This is a genomic window from Veillonella sp. CAG:933 (genome assembly GCF_000431435.1).
Lineage (GTDB): Bacteria > Bacillota > Negativicutes > Veillonellales > Veillonellaceae > Veillonella_A.
In genome coordinates, this window is the sequence record NZ_HF986158.1 from 3,017 (window position 1) to 24,169 (window position 21,153).

Genomic DNA, 21,153 nt, shown 5'->3' on the forward strand with positions numbered 1-21,153 from the left:
CTTCCGGCGGTGTCCCGGTGATAGTACGACCGTCTTCACTGAAGGAAAATTGACAAATAATCTTAACGTCCTCTTTAGTTTTATTTAATTTTTCACGAGCATCACGAGCAGCCAATAAGGCAGCACGCATTTCCTGCACATCTATAATTGTTTCAATGATTATGAAATCCACGCCCGCTTCAATTAAAGCTAAGGCTTGTTCATAATAAGTATCATAAACTTCATCAAAAGAAATCTGTCCCAACGGCTCTATGAACTGGCCGGTAGGCCCCATGGAACCGGCTACTTTAGCTGACGGTTTTACCTGGGCAATCGCCTTTTTAGCTGCCTTAACGGCGGCGGCATTAATTTCCGCCACACGATGTTCCAAACCGTAATCCGCCAATTTTAAACCACAGGCACCAAATGTATTAGTCGTTACGATATCACTGCCGTTTTTTAAATAGGCCGCATGAATTCCGGTGACTACCTCCGGATGTTCCACATTAAATAATTCGGGACAGTCCCCCTCCACTAAGCCCGATTGTTGGAGCATAGTGCCCATAGCACCGTCAAATATATACATACCTATCGCCTCTCTCTGTTCCTATTAACTCATATATTATCTATTAAAATTACTGTATCTTGGTTTACATTATTTAAGTTTACCTTATTAAGCTTCCGAAATTACTATACTTTCTTTAATTATCCAACCGGCTATACCTTGTTTAACTTCTTAACCGGCTATACCTAATTTAATTTCTTAACCGGCTACACTTTGCGTGATGCGCAGTTAACCTGACTGCAGGAACTGCAACCCCGTTTAATCCCCGGGCGTACATCACCGTTTTTTTCACAATCAAGAGCCCCTTTGGGAATGCAACCTATAATAGCTGTTACCGATTTGCGTGGAAACAGCAAGAATGTGTCCGTTACTTCAAGTCCTATATGACTCGTACCAATAATGGCCGCTAAATCTTTTTGCACATTCAGATTCCAATTACCGTAACCGGGACTGAATCGCCATGTCGTAGTATAACCCGCTTTAGCCGCTTCTTTCTCAATTAAGTCATTCACTTGATTCGCAACCTGTTCAACCGCCGTTGTAGCAGCCGCATCGACTAACAAGCCTAAGGTATAATTATTTTCTTTAAAAAGCTCAGCACTGCGCAGCTCTACACCTTCCCCAATGGTAACAGCCAAAACATATACTTTGTCCGCTTTTTCTAAATGTTTGCGAATCGAACTGCCTTCTACGATTAGGGGCGGATTGCTTTTTATCGTTCCCGTAGCGGCATCATAGTCATACGCTTCATAAACACCCTTCGGTTCCGCCACCAATTGTACTTCCAAACAAGCATCGGTTACATATTGTTTAGGAAAATCTGTTGCCTGGCGTAAGCCCGCATATCGTATTGTTTCTGCCACATCTATCTGTGGTAAACGACCATTGTAAATAGCCATACGCCTCGCTCCTCTCATCATCTTTCGCAAATATTTTCGGCCATCTGCACTTATAATCTATATAAAAAACTATTATAGATTTTGCCTATAATCTATAATCAACAAATATGGCCAACACATAAAAATATGTTACCTTTATTACCTTTTAATGTCAATAAAAAACCCCTTGCTAAAGGCCTGTAAACATATACATATCAAATGTACTTAGTTATAGGTTAAACCTTTAACAAGGGGAATTTTATTCATATCTTACCGATTTTATACATGCAGTAAGAACTTTATCTTATCAATATTAAGTTTTTAAACTAAAGGCTTAGTCTTAATATCCTTTGGCTTACGGGGATATAACTTAGGTGTTACACCTGTTTTCTTAATATAAATAATAGCCCGCTTATCATCGAGCGTTGGCAATTGTACCGGTTTTACCTGTTCAATGCTTCCTTTTAAAATCTTCAACGCTTTCGACGCTTCGGCCATTTCTTCCTCATAGGCGGCGCCTTTTAAAGCTACCATATACCCATTTTGTTTTACATACGGCAAAGCCCATTCGAGCAGTACCGGCAAGCGCGCCACCGCCCGACTGGTCACGAGATCGTACGCTTCACGATGCGCCGAATCATGGCTTATATCTTCCGCTCGACCATGTAATGTTGTTACCTTATGTAATCCCAATTTTGATATAACATCACTGAGAAAATTAAGTCGTTTTTACAAGGAATCAGATAGCACAATTTCTAAATCAGGGCGCATAATAGCGAGCGGTATACCGGGGAAACCGGCACCTGTTCCCAAATCAAGAAGTTTTGCACCTTCTTTGAAAATAAGATCCTTATCATCCAAAGCTGTGAGGGAGTCTACAAAATGCTTCACCGCTACTTCGTGCGGATCCGTAATGGCCGTCAAATTGAGATACTTATTGGTTTCAATAAGCATTTCATAATAGGTCGTGAATTGACTTAATTGATCGGTTGTAGCCGAGAAACCGGCCGCCTTTAATTGAATCGCCAAATTATCGGTAAAGTTCATAGCCCCTCCTACTGTTGTTGTTCACGACGATATTGTTCTAATTGGATTAATAAAACCGACACATCCGCCGGTGATACACCGGAAATACGACTGGCTTGGCCGATGGAATGAGGTTTAATAGTCTTTAATTTCTGCTTGGCTTCCAAAGAAATGCCTTTCATGGAATCATAATCCCAATCGGCAGGAATAATCTTTTCTTCCAACTTGCGAACTTTTTCTACCTGTTCCATTTGCTTTTTAACATAACCTTCGTAGGTAATCATAATGTCGATTTCTTCTTCTACATCAGGACTGTAACGTTTTAAATCAAAGGCATCAGCCACATCGCCATAGCTTAATTCATTACGCTTTACCAAATCATAGGCAGTCATACCGGTTTTAATATGAGCGGTCCCCATAGATTCCAAGAGTGCCTGCACTTCTTTGGTTGGGTTAATATTTCGTGCTCGTAAGGCTGCTACACCTTCTTCGATTAACGATTTTTTATGCAAGAAACGCTGATACCGTTCATCCGATACGAGGCCGATTTCACGACCTTTTTCAGTCAAACGAAGGTCCGCATTATCCTGACGAAGCAATAAACGATATTCACTGCGGCTCGTCATCATACGATACGGTTCCTTGGTGCCTTTCGTTACCAAGTCATCGATTAAGACACCGATGTAGGCTTCGGAACGGGACAAAATAAACGGTTCTTTACCTTGCAAATATAAAGCTGCATTAATACCGGCCATGAGACCTTGAGCGGCCGCTTCTTCATAACCGGACGTACCGTTAGCCTGACCGGCGGAATACAAGCCTTTGATGTGTTTGACTTGAAGAGCCGGCGTCAATTGCAACGGATTTAAGCAATCATATTCAATGGCATAAGCAGGACGCATAATTTCTACATTTTCAAGACCCGGAATGGTGCGCAAAAATTGATACTGCACGTCGATTGGTAAGCTTGTACTCATGCCCTGTACGTACATTTCATTTGTGTGATTACCTTCCGGTTCTACAAAGAGTTGGTGACGGTTTTTATCACTGAAACGAACTACTTTATCTTCAATGGATGGGCAATAACGAGGGCCCGTACCTTCAATGATACCGGTATACATCGGTGCCCGGTTTAAGTTTCCGCGAATGATATCATGAGTTTCTTCCGTAGTATAGGTAAGCCAGCAAATCTGTTCATTGCGATCAGTCCAATCAGACATGAAAGAGAAGGCGCGGTACTTGCTGTCGCCCGGTTGTTCTACCATGTGATCCAAAGTTAAAGAACGTTTATCCACACGAGCCGGCGTACCTGTTTTAAAACGCATCAATTCAATGCCGTTTTTACGAAGCGAATCAGACAATAATTCAGCTGTACGCTGACCGTTAGGACCGCCGGTATAGGTCAATTCACCAAGAATAATTTTACCTTTCAAGTAAGTACCGGTGCAAAGAATGATAGCTTTCGCTTCATATACTTCGCCCAATTCACTCAAAATACCCTTTACTTCACCATCTTCGATAAGCAGTTCATTTACCATAATCTGTTTTACATTCAGATTATCCGTATTTTCAAGGGTTTCTTTCATCAAACGCTGATAAGCCACTTTATCAGACTGAGCACGCAAGGAATGCACGGCCGGACCCTTACCCATGTTCAGCATGCGCATCTGAATGGCTGTAGCATCCGCATTAATAGCCATTTGACCGCCTAAAGCATCCAGTTCATACACCAAATGACTTTTACCCGGGCCACCTACGGCCGGATTACAAGGCATCAAAGCAATATTATCTAAATTAAGAGTTGCCATAAGCGTGCGTTGGCCCATACGGGCTGTAGCCAAGGCCGCTTCGCAACCGGCATGACCGCCACCGATGACAATGACGTCATACGTATCTACTGTATACATACTATCTCCTATCCCTCTCTCGAGGCACTATTGTTCAGTAATTTTATACCAACCTCATTTGAGGTCTGTAATTTACATTATAAGCAAATTCAGTTGTCTAAGCAAAAACCTATATGACAACCAAGAAATTACCAAAAGTTTTACTTAAACAAAATAGTCAAATTTTGAAATTTACACTATTTTATTTACCTAATTATTTACCTAAGCAAAAACGACTGAATAATTCATCTACTAAGGATTCGCGCAAACTGTCCCCCGTAATATCCCCCAGTTGCTCCCAAGCAGTGCGTACATCAGTAACGATAAAATCAACCGGCAAGCCGGACTCAATATTATTCAAAGACTGTTCAATCTGCGATTTAGCCTGCTCCATCAAAGTAATATGGCGCACATTGCTAAGCATAGCGGATGATTCATTTTGAACCGTACCGCCATATACCAATTCTTTGACAGCATCAGCCAACACATCCATGCCTTCACCGTTAGCAGCACTAATCGGTGCAATAGCGGCAAATTGACCGTATTGAGCCACCGTATCGGCCGTAATGACCGCGCCCTTATCGGCTTTATTGAGGAATACGATGGTATTTTTATGAGAAGCTTCACGTAAAATGGCTTCTTCCTCCGCCGTCATAGGCTCCGATGCATCAATAACGCACACTACGATTTGAGCTTTATCCAAATACTCTTTAGCTCGATCTACACCGAGTTTTTCCACGATATCATCGGTCTCACGAATGCCGGCTGTATCAATCAAACGAACCGGAATTCCCTCAATAGTAATAGCTTCTTCAATGCTGTCACGGGTGGTACCCGGAATATCCGTAACAATAGCACGATTTTCACGCAAAAGAGCATTCATAAGGCTCGACTTACCTGCATTCGGACGTCCCACAATAGCCGTCATAATGCCATCACGCAACAAGCGCCCACGGTTAGCCGTAGCCAATAATTGATTGATTTTAGCTAAAATAGGCCGCAATTTATCCGCCGTTTCATCCATCGTAAGTTCTTCAATGTCTTCTTCCGGATAATCAATAGCCACTTCCAGATGTGAAATTAACTCAATCAACTGTTCTCTAATGGTGCGAATCATACCTGCCAAAGTACCATCCAGCTGTTTTACCGCAACCGCCAAAGATTGCTCCGATTTTGCCTCTATAATATCTATAACAGCTTCCGCCTGGGTAAGGTCGATGCGGCCGTTTAAAAACGCCCGTTTCGTAAATTCACCCGGCTCGGCCAAGCGAGCCCCCTGACGAAGCAATAATTTCAAAATTTCACGCACCACGATAATCCCGCCGTGGCACTGTACTTCTATAACATCCTCCGCCGTAAACGACTTTGGACCTTTCATGATTAAAACAAGGACCTCATCAAGGATTTCATCCTGTTTCTGAGGATCTATAATATGACCATATTGAATGGTTCGATTCGGCCGTTTTTCTAAAGGTACGGTTCCCTGTGCTTTAAAAACAGAACCAACTATTTCAAAGCAACGAGTGCCACTGACGCGAATAATGCCAACCCCGCCGATGCCGGGTGGCGTCGCAATGGCAGCAATCGTATCTTCTGTGTACATGGTGTTCTCCCTTGTGTAAAAATAAAACCCGATCATAGATCGGGTTTTATGACTCGCACATAGCTTATCGTTTATAAGCAATGACTACGTGACGATACGGTTCTTCACCTTCACTATCAGTCACAATATGTACTTCGTTTTGGAGCGTTAAATGAATAATTTTACGCTCGAATGCACTCATAGGTTCCAAGGAAATCTTTTGACGATTTCGTTTTACCTTCGAGGCAAGGCGTTTAGCCAAATTAACCAAAGTTTCTTCACGACGAGAGCGATAATTTTCTACATCCACTACGATATGACAATGGCCGGCTACTTCTTTATTAGCCACCAAGTTTGTTAAGTATTGAATAGCATCCAAGGTTTGACCATGTTTGCCGATTAAAATACCTAATTCTTCACCATGAATCTGGAATGTGATTTTCTCAGCAGTCATCATTTTTTCAATCTGAACGGATAAGCCCATTTTGCTAAACATATCTTGTAAGAACTGTTTACCTTTATCGGCAATCACCATCTGTTCTTCTTTAGAAACCGGTTCACGTTGCGGTTTTACAGCCGCTGCAACGGTAGTTGCCGCATCTTCCGCAGTCTCTTTAGCATCAGCTAATGTATCCGCAACGGTATCTTTTACATCAACCGCTACATCTTTTGCCTGCGCTTTCACATTAGCAATTTTTGCTTGTGCCGCATCAGCTGCTTCACCTAAATGTTGCTGTGCTTTATCAGCAAGTTCGGCAGCCTGTTCTTTCACTTCGCCGAATTTTTGCTGCGCCAATTCAGAAACTTCACCGGCTTTTTGTTGAGCCGCTTCCGCTACTTCATTGAATTTTTGCTGCGCTGCTTCGGCTACTTCTACAGCCGTGCTTTTAGCGTCAGCTACTTTTTCCTGCACAAATTCAGAAGCTTCACTAACTGCTGTTTTTGCTTCCGCTACTTTAGTCTGTGCCGTAGCCTGTACATTGGCTGCGGCCTGTTCAGCTGCAAAAGCTACTTTTTCAGTCAACGGAGCTTCTTCAAAATATAAACGCACTAACGCATCGCGACGACCAATACCCAAGAAACCGCTGGAAGGCTGTTCCAATACTTTCGTATCGGTTACGACCTTACCGTCAGCTTTAAGCTGTTCGGTGCCTTTGGCAACGGCATCAGCAATCGTTTTTGCTGAAACTTCAATATAATCCATAATTAAGCCTCCTTATTATCGTTGCGATAGATAAAGAACTGCTGAATCATTTGGAATATGTTTGATACAACCCAGTAAATAACCAAACCGCTTGGGAAATTCAAGCTGATATAACCAATGAATAAAGGCATGAAAATCTGCATTATCTTCTGTTGGCCGGCACCAGCACCGGTAGCATCTTGCGCAGTTTGTTTGCTCATTACAAATGTAGAAAGAGCACTTAATACAGGTAAAATATACAAATGATCCGCTTCACCCAAGCTTGGCAACCATAAGAAGCTTTCATATGCAGGATCATATGGATAGCCTTGCAACGCGTAGAAAATAGCGATTAAAAACGGCATTTGCACCAATAGCGGTAAACAACCGGATAAAGGATTAACGCCTAATTCTTTATACATCTTAGCAATTTCCTGTTGCGCACGCTGTGGATCATTCTTGTATTTATTCTGAATCTCTTTCATTTTAGGCTGCAATTTCTGCATGCCCTTCATAGATTTGACCTGTTTAGCCGTCAACGGCGCCAGGATTGCCTTAATCCCGATGGTCATAATAATGATCGCTATACCATAGCTTGGGAACCCTAATGCTTCTGTAAGATTATAGCAATACGTAAGCAAGGTCCGCATAAAATCAACTAATACCTGAAAAATTTCCATTAGTTTGCTCCTATACGAGTATTAATGACGAATACAAATGGCCTTTGCGTGTCTATATACGTTATGGTATGGTCTATATTTCATCCATACAGACACTTTGACATTTCCAAATTTGTGTTATCACGGAACCGGATCGTAGCCGCCCGGATTAAAGGGATGACAACGTAAAATGCGCCGAATTCCTAAATAACTGCCTTTAAAAGGTCCATATTTGCGTAATGCTTCCAAGGTATACGTCGAACATGAGGGATAAAATCGACAAGTTTTAGGCTTTAATGGAGAAATTCCATAGCGATAAAATTGTACCAAGCCGATGAATAGCATATTCAACAGTTTGGTTAAGAAGGTCAAACAGCGTTTCATGGATACGCCTCTTTCTAAGCTTCATTACTTTTAAGTAATTTGCTCTTTTTAAAAAGATACATCATTTCCTTACACGCTTGATCATAGGTGGCACTCGCCATGCGAGCCCGCCCTACAACCACAATAGCATAGCCTTCTCGGATAGCATGCTGATTAAGACGATACACTTCTTTCATAAGCCTGCGCGCCCTGTTGCGCTCCACCGCACCGCCTACCTTTTTACCGGTTACAAAACCGATCCGGGTAGCCTGCTTGGCCACGGGCATACGGTAAACTACACAGAGACGACCTACTTCATAATTGCCATGTTTATAGACAAGACGATATTCACTGTTTTTACGAATTCTTCGTTCTTTATCTAATTTAAATGTCAATTCACTCATATCATCATCCCATGCCATTATGAATAGAAAAACTTGGCAGCAGCGCCAAGTTTTTTCTCCTGCCTAAAAGCTATTATATTATGCAGATAATTTCTTTCTGCCTTTAGCACGACGTCTTTTCAAAACAAGACGGCCGCCAATAGTCTTCATACGTTCACGGAAACCATGAGTACGTTTTCTCCAAAGAGTATTTGGCTGATATGTACGTTTCATGTATAAAACACCTCCTTGAGATTGTTCTTGTAATTACTTATACCATAACAGCATAATTATAAATATAAAGCCATGTAATGTCAATACTCACTCGATAGATTCAATCATTATTAGCCATATACTGTGGATATATAATATATACATTATACTCTTAATAACGCCAAAAAGATATCCACAACTACGATGACAATTCTTCCTATTTCTGATAAAATATAGAGGATGAAATATAAAAGGAATATCATATTGTGACTAACAAAACTAGGTTATCAACAAGATATACACAACTTATGCACTACTTATCCACAACAGAAGTGATAACAGTATAAAGTCAGTGTTTATCAGTTGTTCTAACCTATTTATTTTTTCTCTTTTTTCACAAAAAACGAAGTTATACACAGGTTAGGTATTTTTAGTTATTCACAGTATGACACCCTGGGAAGGAAATGGTATGTCAAACATCAATCTTAACGATTTTTGGAATAAAGTACGCGAAGATATTGAAGCCACATTACCAAAAGAAATTTTAGAAAGCACGATTATACGATTGCTCCCGTTACAATTGGACGAAATCAGTAAGACCCTTACATTAACCACGATGCAAACGTATATTAAGGATTTTATCGAAAACGAACCGATGATAAAAAATGCTTTTCAAAATTCCGTAAATAATGTTTGGCAGCGTTTAACCAAAAACAATTCTCCACTTACAATTATTATTACAACACCGGGCGACAAAGAGCCGGCGACCCTTCACGAAGAGGTGAAAACAACCGTTGCCCAACCGAGTGTAATGACGCCACCGGAACCAACGGCTTTTACCAATCAACCGGCAAACTATGACGATAGTCAAATCGCTTCTATGCCGCAATCACAACTGGGCAATGAATCGGGCTATGACATGAATGAGTATGAAAACGCACCGTATGAAACAGCCGCTCATGCCAATGAAACGGCAACCCATGCGCCGAATTATAGCGCCTACGATCAATTAGCCAGTCAATACGGTTTACCACCGGCCGCACCGGCGCCGTCACAAACACCGCTGCATACACCGAATTATGATGAGCCGGTTGTAGTTGATTCTGTACGTAAAAACGACGCCACTAAATCCGGCCCGTATATTCCAAGTACTTCACCGATGGAATCGGATAGTTTATTCCCACCGTCGGAAATACCGCAAGAAGCGGCATCTATGCAGTCTAACAGCAGTCAAACAACCTTATATAAAAATAATGAATCTATTTTAAAATTAAATCCGGATTACACCTTTGCCACCTTTATTGCCGGCGGCTCCAGCCAAATGGCCTATGTGGCAGCACAAAATATTGCGGAAAATCCGGCCAATCGCTATAATCCGTTCTTTATTTACGGTAAATCAGGTCTCGGTAAAACTCACTTAATGCATGCTATCGGCAATGAAATTCATCGTCGTTATCCCCATTTACAAATCATGTGTATCACCAGTGAAAACTTCTTGAACCTCTTCGTTCAATCTATTCGTTACGGCCAAACCAATATGGATATATTCCGCAGCACATTCCGTAAAGTCGATGTTCTCTTGATTGATGACATTCAATTTATTCAAGAAAAACGCTACGCCGGTACGCAAATGGAATTTTTCCATACTTTTAATGCCTTAACGGACAGTAAAAAACAGATTGTCCTCACCAGTGATGTTTTACCACAAGATATGGAACAAATGGAAGATCGCTTGCGTACACGATTCAGTTCCGGCCTGGTGGTAACCATCGATCCGCCAAACTCCGAAACTTTGGAAGCCATCACGCGCTCCTATGTGGACAAACAGCGTGAATTACTGCCAAATCTTAACATTCCGAACGAAGTGATTCGTTTCTTTGGCAACACCTATTACAACCGTAGCGTTCGTGATTTACAAGGTGCCCTTACCAAATTAATCACCGCCGCTGAATTGGATAATAAACTCGATCAAATTACCGTGGAATATACGCGCTATATCCTGCGTGATCTCATTCCGGAAAGCAAAAAATCCGTATTATCCGTTGCCTATATTCAAGATTTTATTTCTGATTATTTCAAAATCAAAAAAGAATTCTTAGTCGGTCAGAAACGGAATAAGCAATACGCTCATCCGCGCCAAATCGCTATGTATCTGTGCCGTGAACTCATCAATGAAAGTTTTCCACAAATTTCGCAAGCTTTTGGCAAAAAGGATCACACCACAGCTCTTCATGCGTATAATAAAATCAGTGAAGACCTAGCTAAAAGTACTGATTTAAAGCGAACTATCGATGATATTATCAGTAAAATCAACGAAGATACCTAAGGATTAACGGTTGTGGATAACTCTGTGAATAAGTTGTGTATAGTTAGTGATTAACTTCCAAGTTATTGACAAGAACGACTCTAAAAGTTCATAAGTGGATAACTTTTTCCTTCTATTCACAAACTTATACCCATATGGAAAACCTATTAAAAATGCCACTTCAAACAGCTTATCCACTTATACACCGCCCCTACTACTAAGACTACTAATAATTAAAAACTTAATCACATCCATAATAGTAAAGGAGACAGTCCATGAAAATCCAATTTGCAAAAGATACGTTACAAAAAGCGATTAATGCCTTAGCCAAGGTTAGTCAGAACAAAACAAGTTCTAATTTACCCGGTGCTATATATATAACAACTAAAAACGGTAAAGTAGAAATGCAGGCCAATGATTATGAAATCGGTATCCGCATTACTATTGATGCTAATATTATCGAAGAAGGTACTATCGTTCTCAGCACGCGTTATTTCCAAGAATGGGTTCGTAAAACACCAACCGATACCATTACTTTAGAATCTAATGCAGAAACTAAACAATTATTATTAAGTTCTGAAAGTTCTCAATTCAATCTTATTACCATGGATCCGGATGATTTCAACTTAGTTGAACAGATTCACGATGAAAATCACATTGATGTAGACGGCGAACAATTTAAACAAATGATTGATTTAACTAATTACGCAGCTGCCAATGATGATGATCGTCCGATTTTTACCGGTGCTTTATTGGAAGGTGAAAGCACCAATTTAACTATGGTAGCTACAGATACTCACCGTATGGCCGTTAAGAAAATCAACTTAGATGCACCTATGCCGGCGGCTATGCGTATTTTGATTCCAACCAAAACATTGGCTGAAGTATCCCGTTTATTACCAACGGATCAGCCAACCGTAGTTCGCATCATTTGGAATCGTACGAATGTAGTATTCTTATTTGATACTATTTACTTATTCTCTCGTTTGATTGAAGGTCAGTATCCTGATTATGAAAAAGTAATCCCATCGCAATTCGATTCCAGTGCGATTTTAAACAGTCGCGATTTTGCCGGTGCCGTAGATCGTGTTTCCTTATTGGCTAAGGATGCGAGCTACAATGTTATTCGCTATGATTGGGATGAAAAAGAAGTTACTTTATCTACGCAAAATGCTGAAATCGGCATGGCTAAAGAAGAAGTACTTTGCGAATTTAAAGGTACGCCGTTTACTATTTCCTTTAACGGTCGTTATATTGGCGATATTTTGCGTCACAGCAGCGGCGACAGAATTCATTTATACTTAAAACAGAACGGTCCCGTTGTTATTCGCCAGGATGATAATCCAAATTATACCTATGTAGTAACGCCGGTTCGCACGAACTAAGAATAGACTGAGCTATAAGCTTATATTAATAATATATAGTTGCAGAGTTAACATCACGTTTTGTGAGGAGGCAATTATGAGTAAAACAGAACCGATTCAAGTAGAAATTTACACGCCTTACATTAAATTGGATCAATTATTAAAATTGGAACAAATTATTGGCACGGGCGGTCAAATTAAATTTTTGCTTGATGATGAGAAAATCAAAGTAAATGGCGAAGTTTGCCATGAAAAACGTAAGAAAATATACCCTGATGACTTAGTTGAAATTCAAGGTATCGGTACCTTGGTCGTTGTTAAAGAGGAGGCCGGCGAGTGAACATTCACTCCTTGGAACTCGTTAATTTCAGAAATTACGAGCATGCCAATTGGACCTTTCCGCCCCATATCATCGTTCTTCACGGACTCAATGGTGTAGGCAAGAGTAATCTCTTAGAAGCCTTGTATGTCAGCACCATCGGCCGCAGTTTTCGTACCAATGATACACAGGATTTACTGCAATTTGGTGCTACCGAAGCGGGGATTATTGTGGAATTTACGAAGCGCGATACGAAACACAAAATCAATTTGAAGCTCAGTGGCAAGGAAAAGAAAGATATTCGTCTCAACGGTAACCGAATTTTACAAAAAGAATTAGTAGGCACCTTGAATACCGTTCTTTTCAGTCCTGAAGATTTACAGCTCATAAAAGGCAGTCCCTCTTTAAGGCGTCGCTTTTTAGATATTGAAATATCGCAGACAAGTGCGTTATATTATCAGCAACTGCGCTTGTATAATAAGATTTTGCAGCAACGTAATAAAGTATTAAAAGATTCTTACGGCAAGCGAGATATTTCTTTAGCCGAATGGGATACACAGTTGGCGGAGACCGGGTCATTTATTATAAAAAAACGACTCGACAGTTTGCGTAAAATTAATCTTTTGCTGGATTTGATGAATCGTAAACTCACAGGGGGCAAAGAAAATTTAAAGCTTACCTATGAGCAACATCAAATTTCAAATGGATTTTTAACCGAACCGCAAGCGTTTTATGAGCAATTGCAGGCTAATTTACCGGTGGATCGGCATCGCATGAGTACCTCTTTTGGTCCTCATCGTGATGATTTAGGCTTCTTTTCCGGTCCTATGGATTTGAAACGATTTGGCTCGCAAGGTCAGCAACGAACGGCTATTTTATCGCTTAAATTAAGTGAATTGGAATATATCAAATCGGAAGTGGGCGAGTATCCTATATTGCTATTGGATGACGTGCTCAGTGAATTGGATAAGGAGCGGCGGCAAAATCTGTTGAATTTTATCCATAAAAAAATCCAAACGTTTATAACCACGACCGATTTGGAAGATGTGAAACAATTGAGTGATGTGGAACTCATTAATTGTGAAAGGCGGTGATCATGATGAGCGAAACGTTTGAGTCGAAAAACGGCATACAACCGGCAGTCTCCGAGGCAAAGACTGAGGCCGCTGCGGGGGACGATGTAACAGTCCGCTATATTGAAGGTCTGTTGGCCTCCAATCGGCCGGCCGGACCCATCGGCTATAAGCCGGATGCCCATGTGCGGCAATATGATACGCATTTGAACAGTAAATATAAATCGTTCAACGTATTCAAACAATTCGCCGTCATGCGCCTGTATCATCATTGGCCTAAAGTTGTGGGGGCGGTGCTGGGCAAACAGACTAAAGTGCTTGAAATTAAGCCGCCTATTATTAAAGTGGCGGCCATGACATCCCCCTGTTTGCAGCAACTTCAGATGATGAAACGTCAATTATTGAAAAAGATTAATGACTTTTACGGCTCGGAGCTTATTACAGAGTTAGAATGCACCATGTATCGGCAAAGCTATTTGAAAGCGATTCAGCCCGTCGATGCAGTGTCGGTTACATCGTCCCATGGTCAAGGATTAACCAAGGGTGATACATCGGCCTATATGGGCACAGCAAAACACACGGATTCCTATGAGCGGGTGCTCATTAATTTTAAAGCGATTCCTATTCCCATTGATGTGATGGCTCAAATAGACTCATCGGTGGCGAATATAAAAAGCGAAGAATTGCGCCGGCAGTTGAAAGATGTGCAGATAAAGCAATATAAGAAGACAGTCTATCTAAAGGACCATGGTTATCATAATTGTGAATGCTGTGAAAAACTTATTGGTCCTGGTGAGACTCTTTGCTCATCCTGTACTATAAAAACGCAGGAACATGAGGCTTTTTTATATCGTCAGCATATTAATGGTATTAAAGATCGATTGATGCAAGAACCCTTTGCCGTATATGATGAAATGCGTCAACATGTACCACAGTGCACTATGTCCGATTATCAGTTGGCTCATCGTGAATGCGTGTATTTTTTCAGAAATCGAGTCGTCAAAGAAGAATCCAACGAGAATTATGATATATATATGCTGTTAATGCTGATTACGCACAAAAAAGCAGAACAGCTAAAACCGGAGTTTGTACGCAATTCGGTTTTAAAAATGCGGGCTCAATACAAGGAGGCTGTAAAGTCTCATAAACCGCAAAGCAATTGAAATATAGAGAAAGTGATGGTAAGATGTATGTTCGTTCATTTATCGGATACGTATAGCGTGTCTATTGAAGATATCGTGGCGGTGGTACAGGATATTCCGCTTTTAAAAGGGCGGCGCCGTCGCAATAAGCAATGGCAGAACAAGGATGTAATCCAAGTTTTTCCGGATGAACCGATTGAATGCTACTTGGTTACAGTGGATGCGGTTTATGGCTTAAGTATGTCTATTACCGGCGTAGGCCGCCGTTTACAGCGTGCCGCTACCGGTATTCCGGTAAGCTTATACACAAAACGATAAAAATAGAGTATAATTAAGGATAATTGTTTTATAAAGCTAAATCCCCATAGATATGGTTTATTACTGAAATTAGGGAGGATATGGAATGGCAGAACAGAATTATAGTGCCGATAATATACAGGTCTTAGAAGGCCTGGAAGCGGTACGACGCCGCCCGGGGATGTACATAGGGAGTACATCATCTAAAGGGTTGCACCATTTAGTATATGAAGTTGTTGATAACAGTGTGGACGAAGCCTTAGCCGGCTATTGTACTCATATTGAAGTCAGCATTAATGAAGATAACAGCGTTACCGTTACCGATGACGGCCGCGGTATTCCGACAGGTATGCATGAAACAGGCGTTCCGGCGGTTGAATTGGTTTTAACCAAATTGCATGCCGGCGGTAAATTCGGCGGCGGCGGTTACAAAGTATCCGGCGGCCTCCATGGCGTAGGTATTTCTGTAGTTAATGCATTGAGTGAATGGACGATTGTTAAAGTTCGTCAGGACGGCAAGGAACAGGAAATTACCTTTGCACGCGGTCATTTGCAAACACCGTTAAAAGTAATCGGTGAAGCTAAAGACACCGGTACAACCGTTACGTTTAAACCGGATGCGGAAATTTTTGAAACTATCGTATTTGATTTCGGCGTATTACGTACTCGTTTACAGGAATTGGCTTTCTTGAACAAAGGCCTCCGTATTACCCTTACGGATAAACGTCCGGAAGAAAATTTAGTAGAAAGCTTCATGTATGAAGGCGGTATTACATCCTTTGTTGAATTTTTAAACGAAGGGAAAAACTTGGTTAACCCTACTGTTATCGATGTGGAAAATACTCGTGACGATGTAGTCGTAGATGTAGCTTTCCAATACAATGACAGCTATAGCGAAACCTTATTTTCTTTTGTAAATAATATTAACACTATTGACGGTGGTACCCATTTAAGCGGTTTCCGCAGTGCTTTGACGCGTACTTTAAATGATTACGGTCGTAAATCCGGTCTTATTAAGGACAATGAAAGCAATTTATCCGGCGAAGACGTGCGCGAAGGTTTGGCTGCCGTTATCAGTGTAAAAGTGTTAGATCCTCAGTTTGAAGGTCAGACGAAAGCAAAACTGGGTAACAGTGAAGTTAAAGGCATTACCGATACGGTTGTGTCGGAAGGTCTTAAAACTTTTCTTGAAGAACATCCGGCAGAAGCTAAACGTATTATTGAAAAAGCAACCAGCGCTACCCGTGCTCGTGAAGCGGCTCGTAAAGCTCGCGAATTGACTCGTCGTAAAAATGCGCTTGAAGTAAGTTCTTTACCGGGGAAATTGGCAGATTGCTCTGAAAAAGATCCGCTTATGACCGAAATTTATCTCGTCGAAGGTGATTCTGCGGGCGGTAGTGCCAAACAGGGCCGTGACCGTCGTTACCAGGCAATTTTGCCGTTGCGCGGTAAGATTTTGAACGTAGAAAAAGCTCGTTTAGATAAAATTCTAGCTAATAATGAAATTCGCTCCATGATTACGGCCTTCGGGACCGGTATTGGGGAGGATTTTGATCTCGATAAGAGTCGTTATCACAAAATTATTATCATGACCGATGCGGACGTTGACGGCGCCCATATTCGTACGCTTTTATTGACCTTCTTCTATCGTTATATGAAACCGCTCATCGAAGAAGGACGTGTATATATTGCGCAGCCGCCATTGTATCAAATCAAAAAAGGCAAAGGTCATTGGTATGTATACAGTGATGCTGAAATGGCCGCTAAGCTAGATGAGATCGGTCGTGACAATATTACGATTCAGCGTTACAAAGGTTTAGGTGAAATGAATCCGGAACAGCTTTGGGAAACAACCATGAATCCGGAAAATCGTACTATTTTGCAGGTAAGTTTGGAAGATTCCATTGAGGCCGATAAGATTTTTAGTGTACTCATGGGGGATAAAGTAGAACCGCGTCGCAAATTTATTGAAGATAATGCTAAATTAGTTCGTAATTTAGACTTGTAGGGTGGGAGGATAGTGTATGAGTGATGCAGCGAATACTAAATTAAAAAGAAGTCTGAAATCGCGCCACATGAATATGATTGCCTTGGGCGGCTCCATTGGTACGGGCCTCTTCGTAGCAGGCGGTGAAGTAGTTAGCACCGCCGGCCCGGGCGGCGCTTTGGTAGCCTATGGTTTTATCGGTATTATGGTTTATTTCTTGATGACCAGTTTAGGTGAAATGGCTACCTATTTACCGGTACCGGGTTCGTTCGGTACGTATGCATCCCGTTATGTAGATCCGGCTTTCGGCTTTGCTTTAGGGTGGAATTACTGGTTTAACTGGGCGATTACCTTGGCGGCGGAACTTGTTGCCGGTGCTTTAATCATGAAATACTGGTTCCCGGACATTCCGGCCATCGTATGGTCGGCCTTGTTCTTGGCGGCTTTATTCTTGATGAACTATTTATCGACCCGTTCCTTCGGGGAAAGTGAATATTTCTTCTCCAGTATGAAGGTTATTACTGTTTTCGTATTCTTATTTGTAGGTACCATGCTTATCTTGGGCATTGGCGGTACATCGCCGGGCTTTGAAAACTGGACACGCGGTGAAGCACCGTTTGTAGGCGGTTTTGCATCTATTATGGACATCTTCATGGTAGCGGGCTTTTCCTTCCAAGGTACGGAATTAATCGGGGTAGCTGCCGGTGAATCGGAAGATCCGGAAAAAAATATTCCTAAAGCAATTCACTCCATTTTTTGGCGTATTTTATTATTCTATATCGGTGCTTTCGTAGTCATCGGTTTCTTGATTCCTTACGATGATCCGAATTTATTGAATTCCAGTGTTGAAAATGTCGCTATCAGCCCATTTACCTTGGTACTCGATCGTTTCGGTTTTGCCTTTGCGGCCAGCTTCATCAATGCTATTATTTTAACGGCCGTATTGTCTGCCGGTAACTCCGGTCTTTATGCATCTACCCGCATGCTATATGCCATGGCTAAAGAAGGGGATGCACCTAAGGTATTTACTAAATTGAATTCCCGTGGTGTACCGGTACCTGCTTTATTAGCAACGGCAGCTTTCGGTGTATTTGCATTCTTAACTTCCTTAATCGGTGAAGGTACTGCGTACAACTGGTTAATCAATATCAGTGGTATGAGTGGTTTTATTGCATGGCTCGGGATTGCCATTGCTCATTATCGCTTCCGTCGTGCATTCCATGCACAGGGTAAAAGCTTGGATGCCATTCCGTTTAAAGCCTTGTTCTATCCATTCGGTCCTATTTTTGCTACCGTTTTATGTCTTATCATCATTGCCGGTCAGAACTATACAGCGTTCACCGGTGAAACGATTGACTGGTACGGTGCCAGCGTAGCCTATATCGGTATTCCGGTATTCTTGTTGGTATATGCGGCGTATAAGAGCAAATATAAAACTCATGTTATTCCGTTAAAAGAAGTTAATTTGGATCGAGATTACGAAAAATAATCCGCAAAGTTCTTAATTTCTTGATATTTCTAAAAAATTTTAAAACCATCGATATGGTCATAAAAACTGATATTAGAGCGGTTTCTAAGGGATATATGCATCATTCGTTGAACGAAATTTTAAAATTAAATAGAAAAATTTAAATTTAATGCTTGACTTGAAGTCGACTTCAAGTTCTATAATGAGTTCTGTAATCACCGCTGATGACTACGAAATGTGAGTCACAGTGAAGATTACAGAACTTTTTTTGTTTAAAACAAATCGTTAGTAAGTCGTATTCATAATAGTTTTGCAAATCCTAAGTTGGATAACAATGTATGATATACGGATTATATATATGGTGTTTAGAAAGGAAGATAGTATGAACTTATTAAACAAAGTAAACAGTCCTAAGGATATTAAAGGTATGAGTATTGAAGAATTAAAAACATTGGCTCAGGAAATTCGCGAAGTATTGATTACTCGTGTTACTGAAACCGGTGGCCATATGGCTCCGAACCTTGGGTTTGTGGAAGCAACCTTGGCTCTTCACTATGTGTTTGATTCGCCAAAAGATAAATTTGTATTTGACGTATCCCATCAGTCCTACATTCATAAAATGTTGACCGGTCGTAAAGAAGGTTTTACCGACCCTGCGTCTTACAGCAAATACTCCGGCTATACCAATCCGAATGAAAGTGACCATGATTTCTTTACCGTAGGTCATACCTCCACGTCCGTAAGTCTTGCGTCAGGTTTGGCTAAAGCACGTGATCTTAAAGGGGAAGACGGCAATGTAATCGCCATCATCGGTGACGGCTCCATGTCCGGCGGCGAAGCCTTGGAAGGCCTTAATGTAAGTGCTACATTGGGCAGCAACTTCATCGTATTGTTTAACGATAACGATATGTCCATCGCTCCGAACGAAGGCGGTTTCTACGCACACTTCAAAACCTTGCGCGACAGCAAAGGCAAAGCGGAAAACAACTTCTTCAAAACTATGGGGCTTGACTATGTATTCGTAGAAGACGGTCATGATTTGGAATCCTTGATTGAAACATTCAAAGTGGTTAAAGACCTCGATCATCCAATCGTAATTCATATGGTAACTGTTAAAGGTAAAGGGTTACCGGAAGCAGAAGCAGATAAAGAATCATATCACTACATTATGGGCAAACATTTTGATGTGGATGCGTACATGAAAGAAGAACATTTCGATGACATTATTGCGACCCATTTACTTGAAAAAATGAAACAAGATCCTACCGTAGTTGGTTTAACGGCCGGTGTACCGGGCATTGCCGGTTTTAACCCACAACGTCGTGCCGAAGCGGGCAAACAATTCATTGATGTAGGTATTGCGGAAGAACATATGGTGGCTATGGCGGCCGGTATTGCTAAAAACGGCGGTAAACCGGTAATCCTTGATGCGGCTACCTTCTTACAACGTACCTATGACCAATTGACTCAGGATATGGCTTTGAATAACAATGCCGTTACTATTTTATCCTTCCCGTTGGGCGGTGGTATTTCGCCAATGGATGCAACGCACTCCAGTGCTTTTGATTTGGCGATGATGAGCACCATTCCAAACCTTCGTGTATTGTCGCCGGCTACAAAAGAAGAATTATTGGCCATGCTTGACTGGTCCTTGGAACAAACTGATTTCCCAGTAATGATTCGCGTACCGGGCGGTAAAGTTCAGACCTATGATGCCGGTAAAGCATTTAACGGTGATTTGAGCAATCAGGTAACAGTTAAAGGTAATACGGTAGCACTCTTGGGCTTAGGTGCTTTCTATGATTTGGCATTACGCACTAAAGATGCGTTAAAAGCCGAATTAGGTATTGATGCAACCGTTGTAAATCCTCGTTTATCCTCTGAAGTGGATGCTGACACTTTGGAAAGCTTAAAAGCGGACCACAGCCTCGTAGTTACTTTGGAAGACGGCGTATTGGACGGCGGTTTTGGTGAAAAAGTGTCCCGTTTCTACGGGTTAGCTGATATGAAAGTATTGAACATCGGTATGAAAAAAGAAGTAAACGACCGTGTTCCTATGGATGAATTGGTAGCTCGTTACCACTTGTCCCCTGAATTAATCGTTAAAGACGTAAAAGCGATTCTAAATAAATAATTCAGGTTAATTTAGAGTTAATTGTAGTATTATTAATTGAAGCTGTACAATCAGTTCTCGGGTTCCCGTTTTATTAAAGTTAAAACGTTTATCTGATAGATGCTTGGCATTTTAGGCATAAATGCCAAGCAAAATAGGCTTAGCCCTTCGATATATTCTATGAAAACACCCTGTCGCAATACGCAGCGACAGGGTGTTTTTGCATTATGCCGTGAGTATTATAATACTCTATGCTTTAACTTAGGCAATATACCGACAGTTAATCTTTTACAAATAGAGGCAGTAAGACTCAATATAGCGAAAATATTCAATTTTTGATATACTATACGGTAAGTACAGGCTGAAGT

General features: G+C 41.2%; 18 protein-coding genes and 1 pseudogene. 9 read left to right on the forward strand and 10 right to left on the reverse strand.

Features of this window, described 5'->3' with window-relative positions; translation table 11 throughout:
* The 10 genes and pseudogenes from QZL64_RS02430 to rpmH form a co-directional block, all read right to left on the reverse strand.
* The coding region (locus QZL64_RS02430) for a homocysteine S-methyltransferase family protein (protein WP_296309207.1) at positions 1 to 565 on the reverse strand (565 nt) is incomplete at its 3' end.
* Between the two features lie 185 nt (positions 566 to 750).
* Positions 751 to 1,443 (reverse strand): vitamin B12 dependent-methionine synthase activation domain-containing protein, encoded by a 693-nt coding sequence (locus tag QZL64_RS02435; RefSeq protein WP_021840456.1) that lies wholly within the window; start codon positions 1,441 to 1,443, stop codon positions 751 to 753.
* 300 nt (positions 1,444 to 1,743) lie between these two features.
* A pseudogene (gene rsmG / locus QZL64_RS02440) lies at positions 1,744 to 2,469 on the reverse strand (16S rRNA (guanine(527)-N(7))-methyltransferase RsmG).
* 8 nt (positions 2,470 to 2,477) lie between these two features.
* Entirely contained in the window at positions 2,478 to 4,355 is a 1,878-nt protein-coding gene (mnmG, locus tag QZL64_RS02445; RefSeq protein WP_021840459.1) for a tRNA uridine-5-carboxymethylaminomethyl(34) synthesis enzyme MnmG, read from the reverse strand.
* 193 nt (positions 4,356 to 4,548) lie between these two features.
* Positions 4,549 to 5,937, reverse strand: a complete 1,389-nt coding sequence (mnmE, locus tag QZL64_RS02450; RefSeq protein WP_021840460.1) for a tRNA uridine-5-carboxymethylaminomethyl(34) synthesis GTPase MnmE — start codon at positions 5,935 to 5,937, stop codon at positions 4,549 to 4,551.
* Positions 5,938 to 6,001: 64 nt separating this feature from the next.
* Positions 6,002 to 7,120, reverse strand: coding sequence for an RNA-binding cell elongation regulator Jag/EloR (gene jag / locus QZL64_RS02455; RefSeq protein ID WP_021840461.1), 1,119 nt, complete (start codon positions 7,118 to 7,120; stop codon positions 6,002 to 6,004).
* Positions 7,121 to 7,122: 2 nt separating this feature from the next.
* Complete coding sequence (locus QZL64_RS02460; RefSeq protein ID WP_021840462.1) at positions 7,123 to 7,779, reverse strand: YidC/Oxa1 family membrane protein insertase; 657 nt, start codon at positions 7,777 to 7,779, stop codon at positions 7,123 to 7,125.
* Between the two features lie 120 nt (positions 7,780 to 7,899).
* Complete coding sequence (gene yidD, locus QZL64_RS02465; RefSeq protein ID WP_021840463.1) at positions 7,900 to 8,142, reverse strand: membrane protein insertion efficiency factor YidD; 243 nt, start codon at positions 8,140 to 8,142, stop codon at positions 7,900 to 7,902.
* Between the two features lie 14 nt (positions 8,143 to 8,156).
* A complete protein-coding gene (gene rnpA, locus QZL64_RS02470) occupies positions 8,157 to 8,525 on the reverse strand; it encodes a ribonuclease P protein component (protein ID WP_021840464.1) in 369 nt (122 codons plus the stop codon).
* Between the two features lie 78 nt (positions 8,526 to 8,603).
* The gene (rpmH, locus tag QZL64_RS02475; protein WP_006555255.1) at positions 8,604 to 8,738 is read right to left on the reverse strand and encodes a 50S ribosomal protein L34; all 135 of its coding nucleotides are present in this window, start codon (positions 8,736 to 8,738) and stop codon (positions 8,604 to 8,606) included.
* A gap of 448 nt (positions 8,739 to 9,186) precedes the next feature.
* Between rpmH and dnaA the strand changes: the two genes are divergently transcribed.
* From dnaA to QZL64_RS02520, 9 genes are all read left to right on the forward strand, one after another.
* On the forward strand, positions 9,187 to 11,043 hold the full coding sequence (gene dnaA / locus QZL64_RS02480) for a chromosomal replication initiator protein DnaA (protein ID WP_021840465.1): 1,857 nt from the start codon (positions 9,187 to 9,189) through the stop codon (positions 11,041 to 11,043).
* 254 nt (positions 11,044 to 11,297) lie between these two features.
* Positions 11,298 to 12,407 (forward strand): DNA polymerase III subunit beta, encoded by a 1,110-nt coding sequence (gene dnaN / locus QZL64_RS02485; protein ID WP_021840466.1) that lies wholly within the window; start codon positions 11,298 to 11,300, stop codon positions 12,405 to 12,407.
* A gap of 76 nt (positions 12,408 to 12,483) precedes the next feature.
* Entirely contained in the window at positions 12,484 to 12,726 is a 243-nt protein-coding gene (locus QZL64_RS02490; RefSeq protein ID WP_021840467.1) for an RNA-binding S4 domain-containing protein, read from the forward strand.
* Positions 12,723 to 13,799 carry a DNA replication/repair protein RecF gene (gene recF / locus QZL64_RS02495; RefSeq protein ID WP_021840468.1) on the forward strand — a complete coding sequence of 359 codons (1,077 nt, stop codon included), beginning with the start codon at positions 12,723 to 12,725 and terminating at the stop codon, positions 13,797 to 13,799. The genes QZL64_RS02490 and recF overlap by 4 nt, the downstream gene beginning before the upstream one ends.
* 2 nt (positions 13,800 to 13,801) lie before the next feature.
* The gene (locus tag QZL64_RS02500) at positions 13,802 to 14,941 is read left to right on the forward strand and encodes a DUF721 domain-containing protein (RefSeq protein WP_021840469.1); all 1,140 of its coding nucleotides are present in this window, start codon (positions 13,802 to 13,804) and stop codon (positions 14,939 to 14,941) included.
* Positions 14,942 to 14,968: 27 nt separating this feature from the next.
* A complete protein-coding gene (locus QZL64_RS02505) occupies positions 14,969 to 15,238 on the forward strand; it encodes a hypothetical protein (RefSeq protein ID WP_127059033.1) in 270 nt (89 codons plus the stop codon).
* Positions 15,239 to 15,323: 85 nt separating this feature from the next.
* Positions 15,324 to 17,225, forward strand: a complete 1,902-nt coding sequence (gyrB, locus tag QZL64_RS02510) for a DNA topoisomerase (ATP-hydrolyzing) subunit B (RefSeq protein ID WP_021840471.1) — start codon at positions 15,324 to 15,326, stop codon at positions 17,223 to 17,225.
* Positions 17,226 to 17,241: 16 nt separating this feature from the next.
* Positions 17,242 to 18,693 (forward strand): amino acid permease, encoded by a 1,452-nt coding sequence (locus QZL64_RS02515; protein WP_021840472.1) that lies wholly within the window; start codon positions 17,242 to 17,244, stop codon positions 18,691 to 18,693.
* 361 nt (positions 18,694 to 19,054) lie between these two features.
* Positions 19,055 to 20,806, forward strand: a complete 1,752-nt coding sequence (locus QZL64_RS02520) for a 1-deoxy-D-xylulose-5-phosphate synthase (protein WP_021840473.1) — start codon at positions 19,055 to 19,057, stop codon at positions 20,804 to 20,806.
* Positions 20,807 to 21,153: the final 347 nt, after the last annotated feature.

Excerpts from the sequence above, each read along its gene's own strand:
- QZL64_RS02520 (WP_021840473.1), top strand. The coding sequence starts at position 19,055 with ATGAACTTATTAAACAAAGTAAACAGTCCTAAGGATATTAAAGGTATG.
- QZL64_RS02435 (WP_021840456.1), bottom strand. The coding sequence starts at position 1,443 with ATGGCTATTTACAATGGTCGTTTACCACAGATAGATGTGGCAGAAACA.
- QZL64_RS02505 (WP_127059033.1), top strand. The coding sequence starts at position 14,969 with ATGTTCGTTCATTTATCGGATACGTATAGCGTGTCTATTGAAGATATC.
- dnaN (WP_021840466.1), top strand. The coding sequence starts at position 11,298 with ATGAAAATCCAATTTGCAAAAGATACGTTACAAAAAGCGATTAATGCC.
- yidD (WP_021840463.1), bottom strand. The coding sequence starts at position 8,142 with ATGAAACGCTGTTTGACCTTCTTAACCAAACTGTTGAATATGCTATTC.
- mnmE (WP_021840460.1), bottom strand. The coding sequence starts at position 5,937 with ATGTACACAGAAGATACGATTGCTGCCATTGCGACGCCACCCGGCATC.
- jag (WP_021840461.1), bottom strand. The coding sequence starts at position 7,120 with ATGGATTATATTGAAGTTTCAGCAAAAACGATTGCTGATGCCGTTGCC.
- mnmG (WP_021840459.1), bottom strand. The coding sequence starts at position 4,355 with ATGTATACAGTAGATACGTATGACGTCATTGTCATCGGTGGCGGTCAT.
- gyrB (WP_021840471.1), top strand. The coding sequence starts at position 15,324 with ATGGCAGAACAGAATTATAGTGCCGATAATATACAGGTCTTAGAAGGC.
- rnpA (WP_021840464.1), bottom strand. The coding sequence starts at position 8,525 with ATGAGTGAATTGACATTTAAATTAGATAAAGAACGAAGAATTCGTAAA.
- QZL64_RS02460 (WP_021840462.1), bottom strand. The coding sequence starts at position 7,779 with ATGGAAATTTTTCAGGTATTAGTTGATTTTATGCGGACCTTGCTTACG.
- rpmH (WP_006555255.1), bottom strand. The coding sequence starts at position 8,738 with ATGAAACGTACATATCAGCCAAATACTCTTTGGAGAAAACGTACTCAT.
- QZL64_RS02490 (WP_021840467.1), top strand. The coding sequence starts at position 12,484 with ATGAGTAAAACAGAACCGATTCAAGTAGAAATTTACACGCCTTACATT.
- dnaA (WP_021840465.1), top strand. The coding sequence starts at position 9,187 with ATGTCAAACATCAATCTTAACGATTTTTGGAATAAAGTACGCGAAGAT.
- QZL64_RS02500 (WP_021840469.1), top strand. The coding sequence starts at position 13,802 with ATGATGAGCGAAACGTTTGAGTCGAAAAACGGCATACAACCGGCAGTC.
- QZL64_RS02515 (WP_021840472.1), top strand. The coding sequence starts at position 17,242 with ATGAGTGATGCAGCGAATACTAAATTAAAAAGAAGTCTGAAATCGCGC.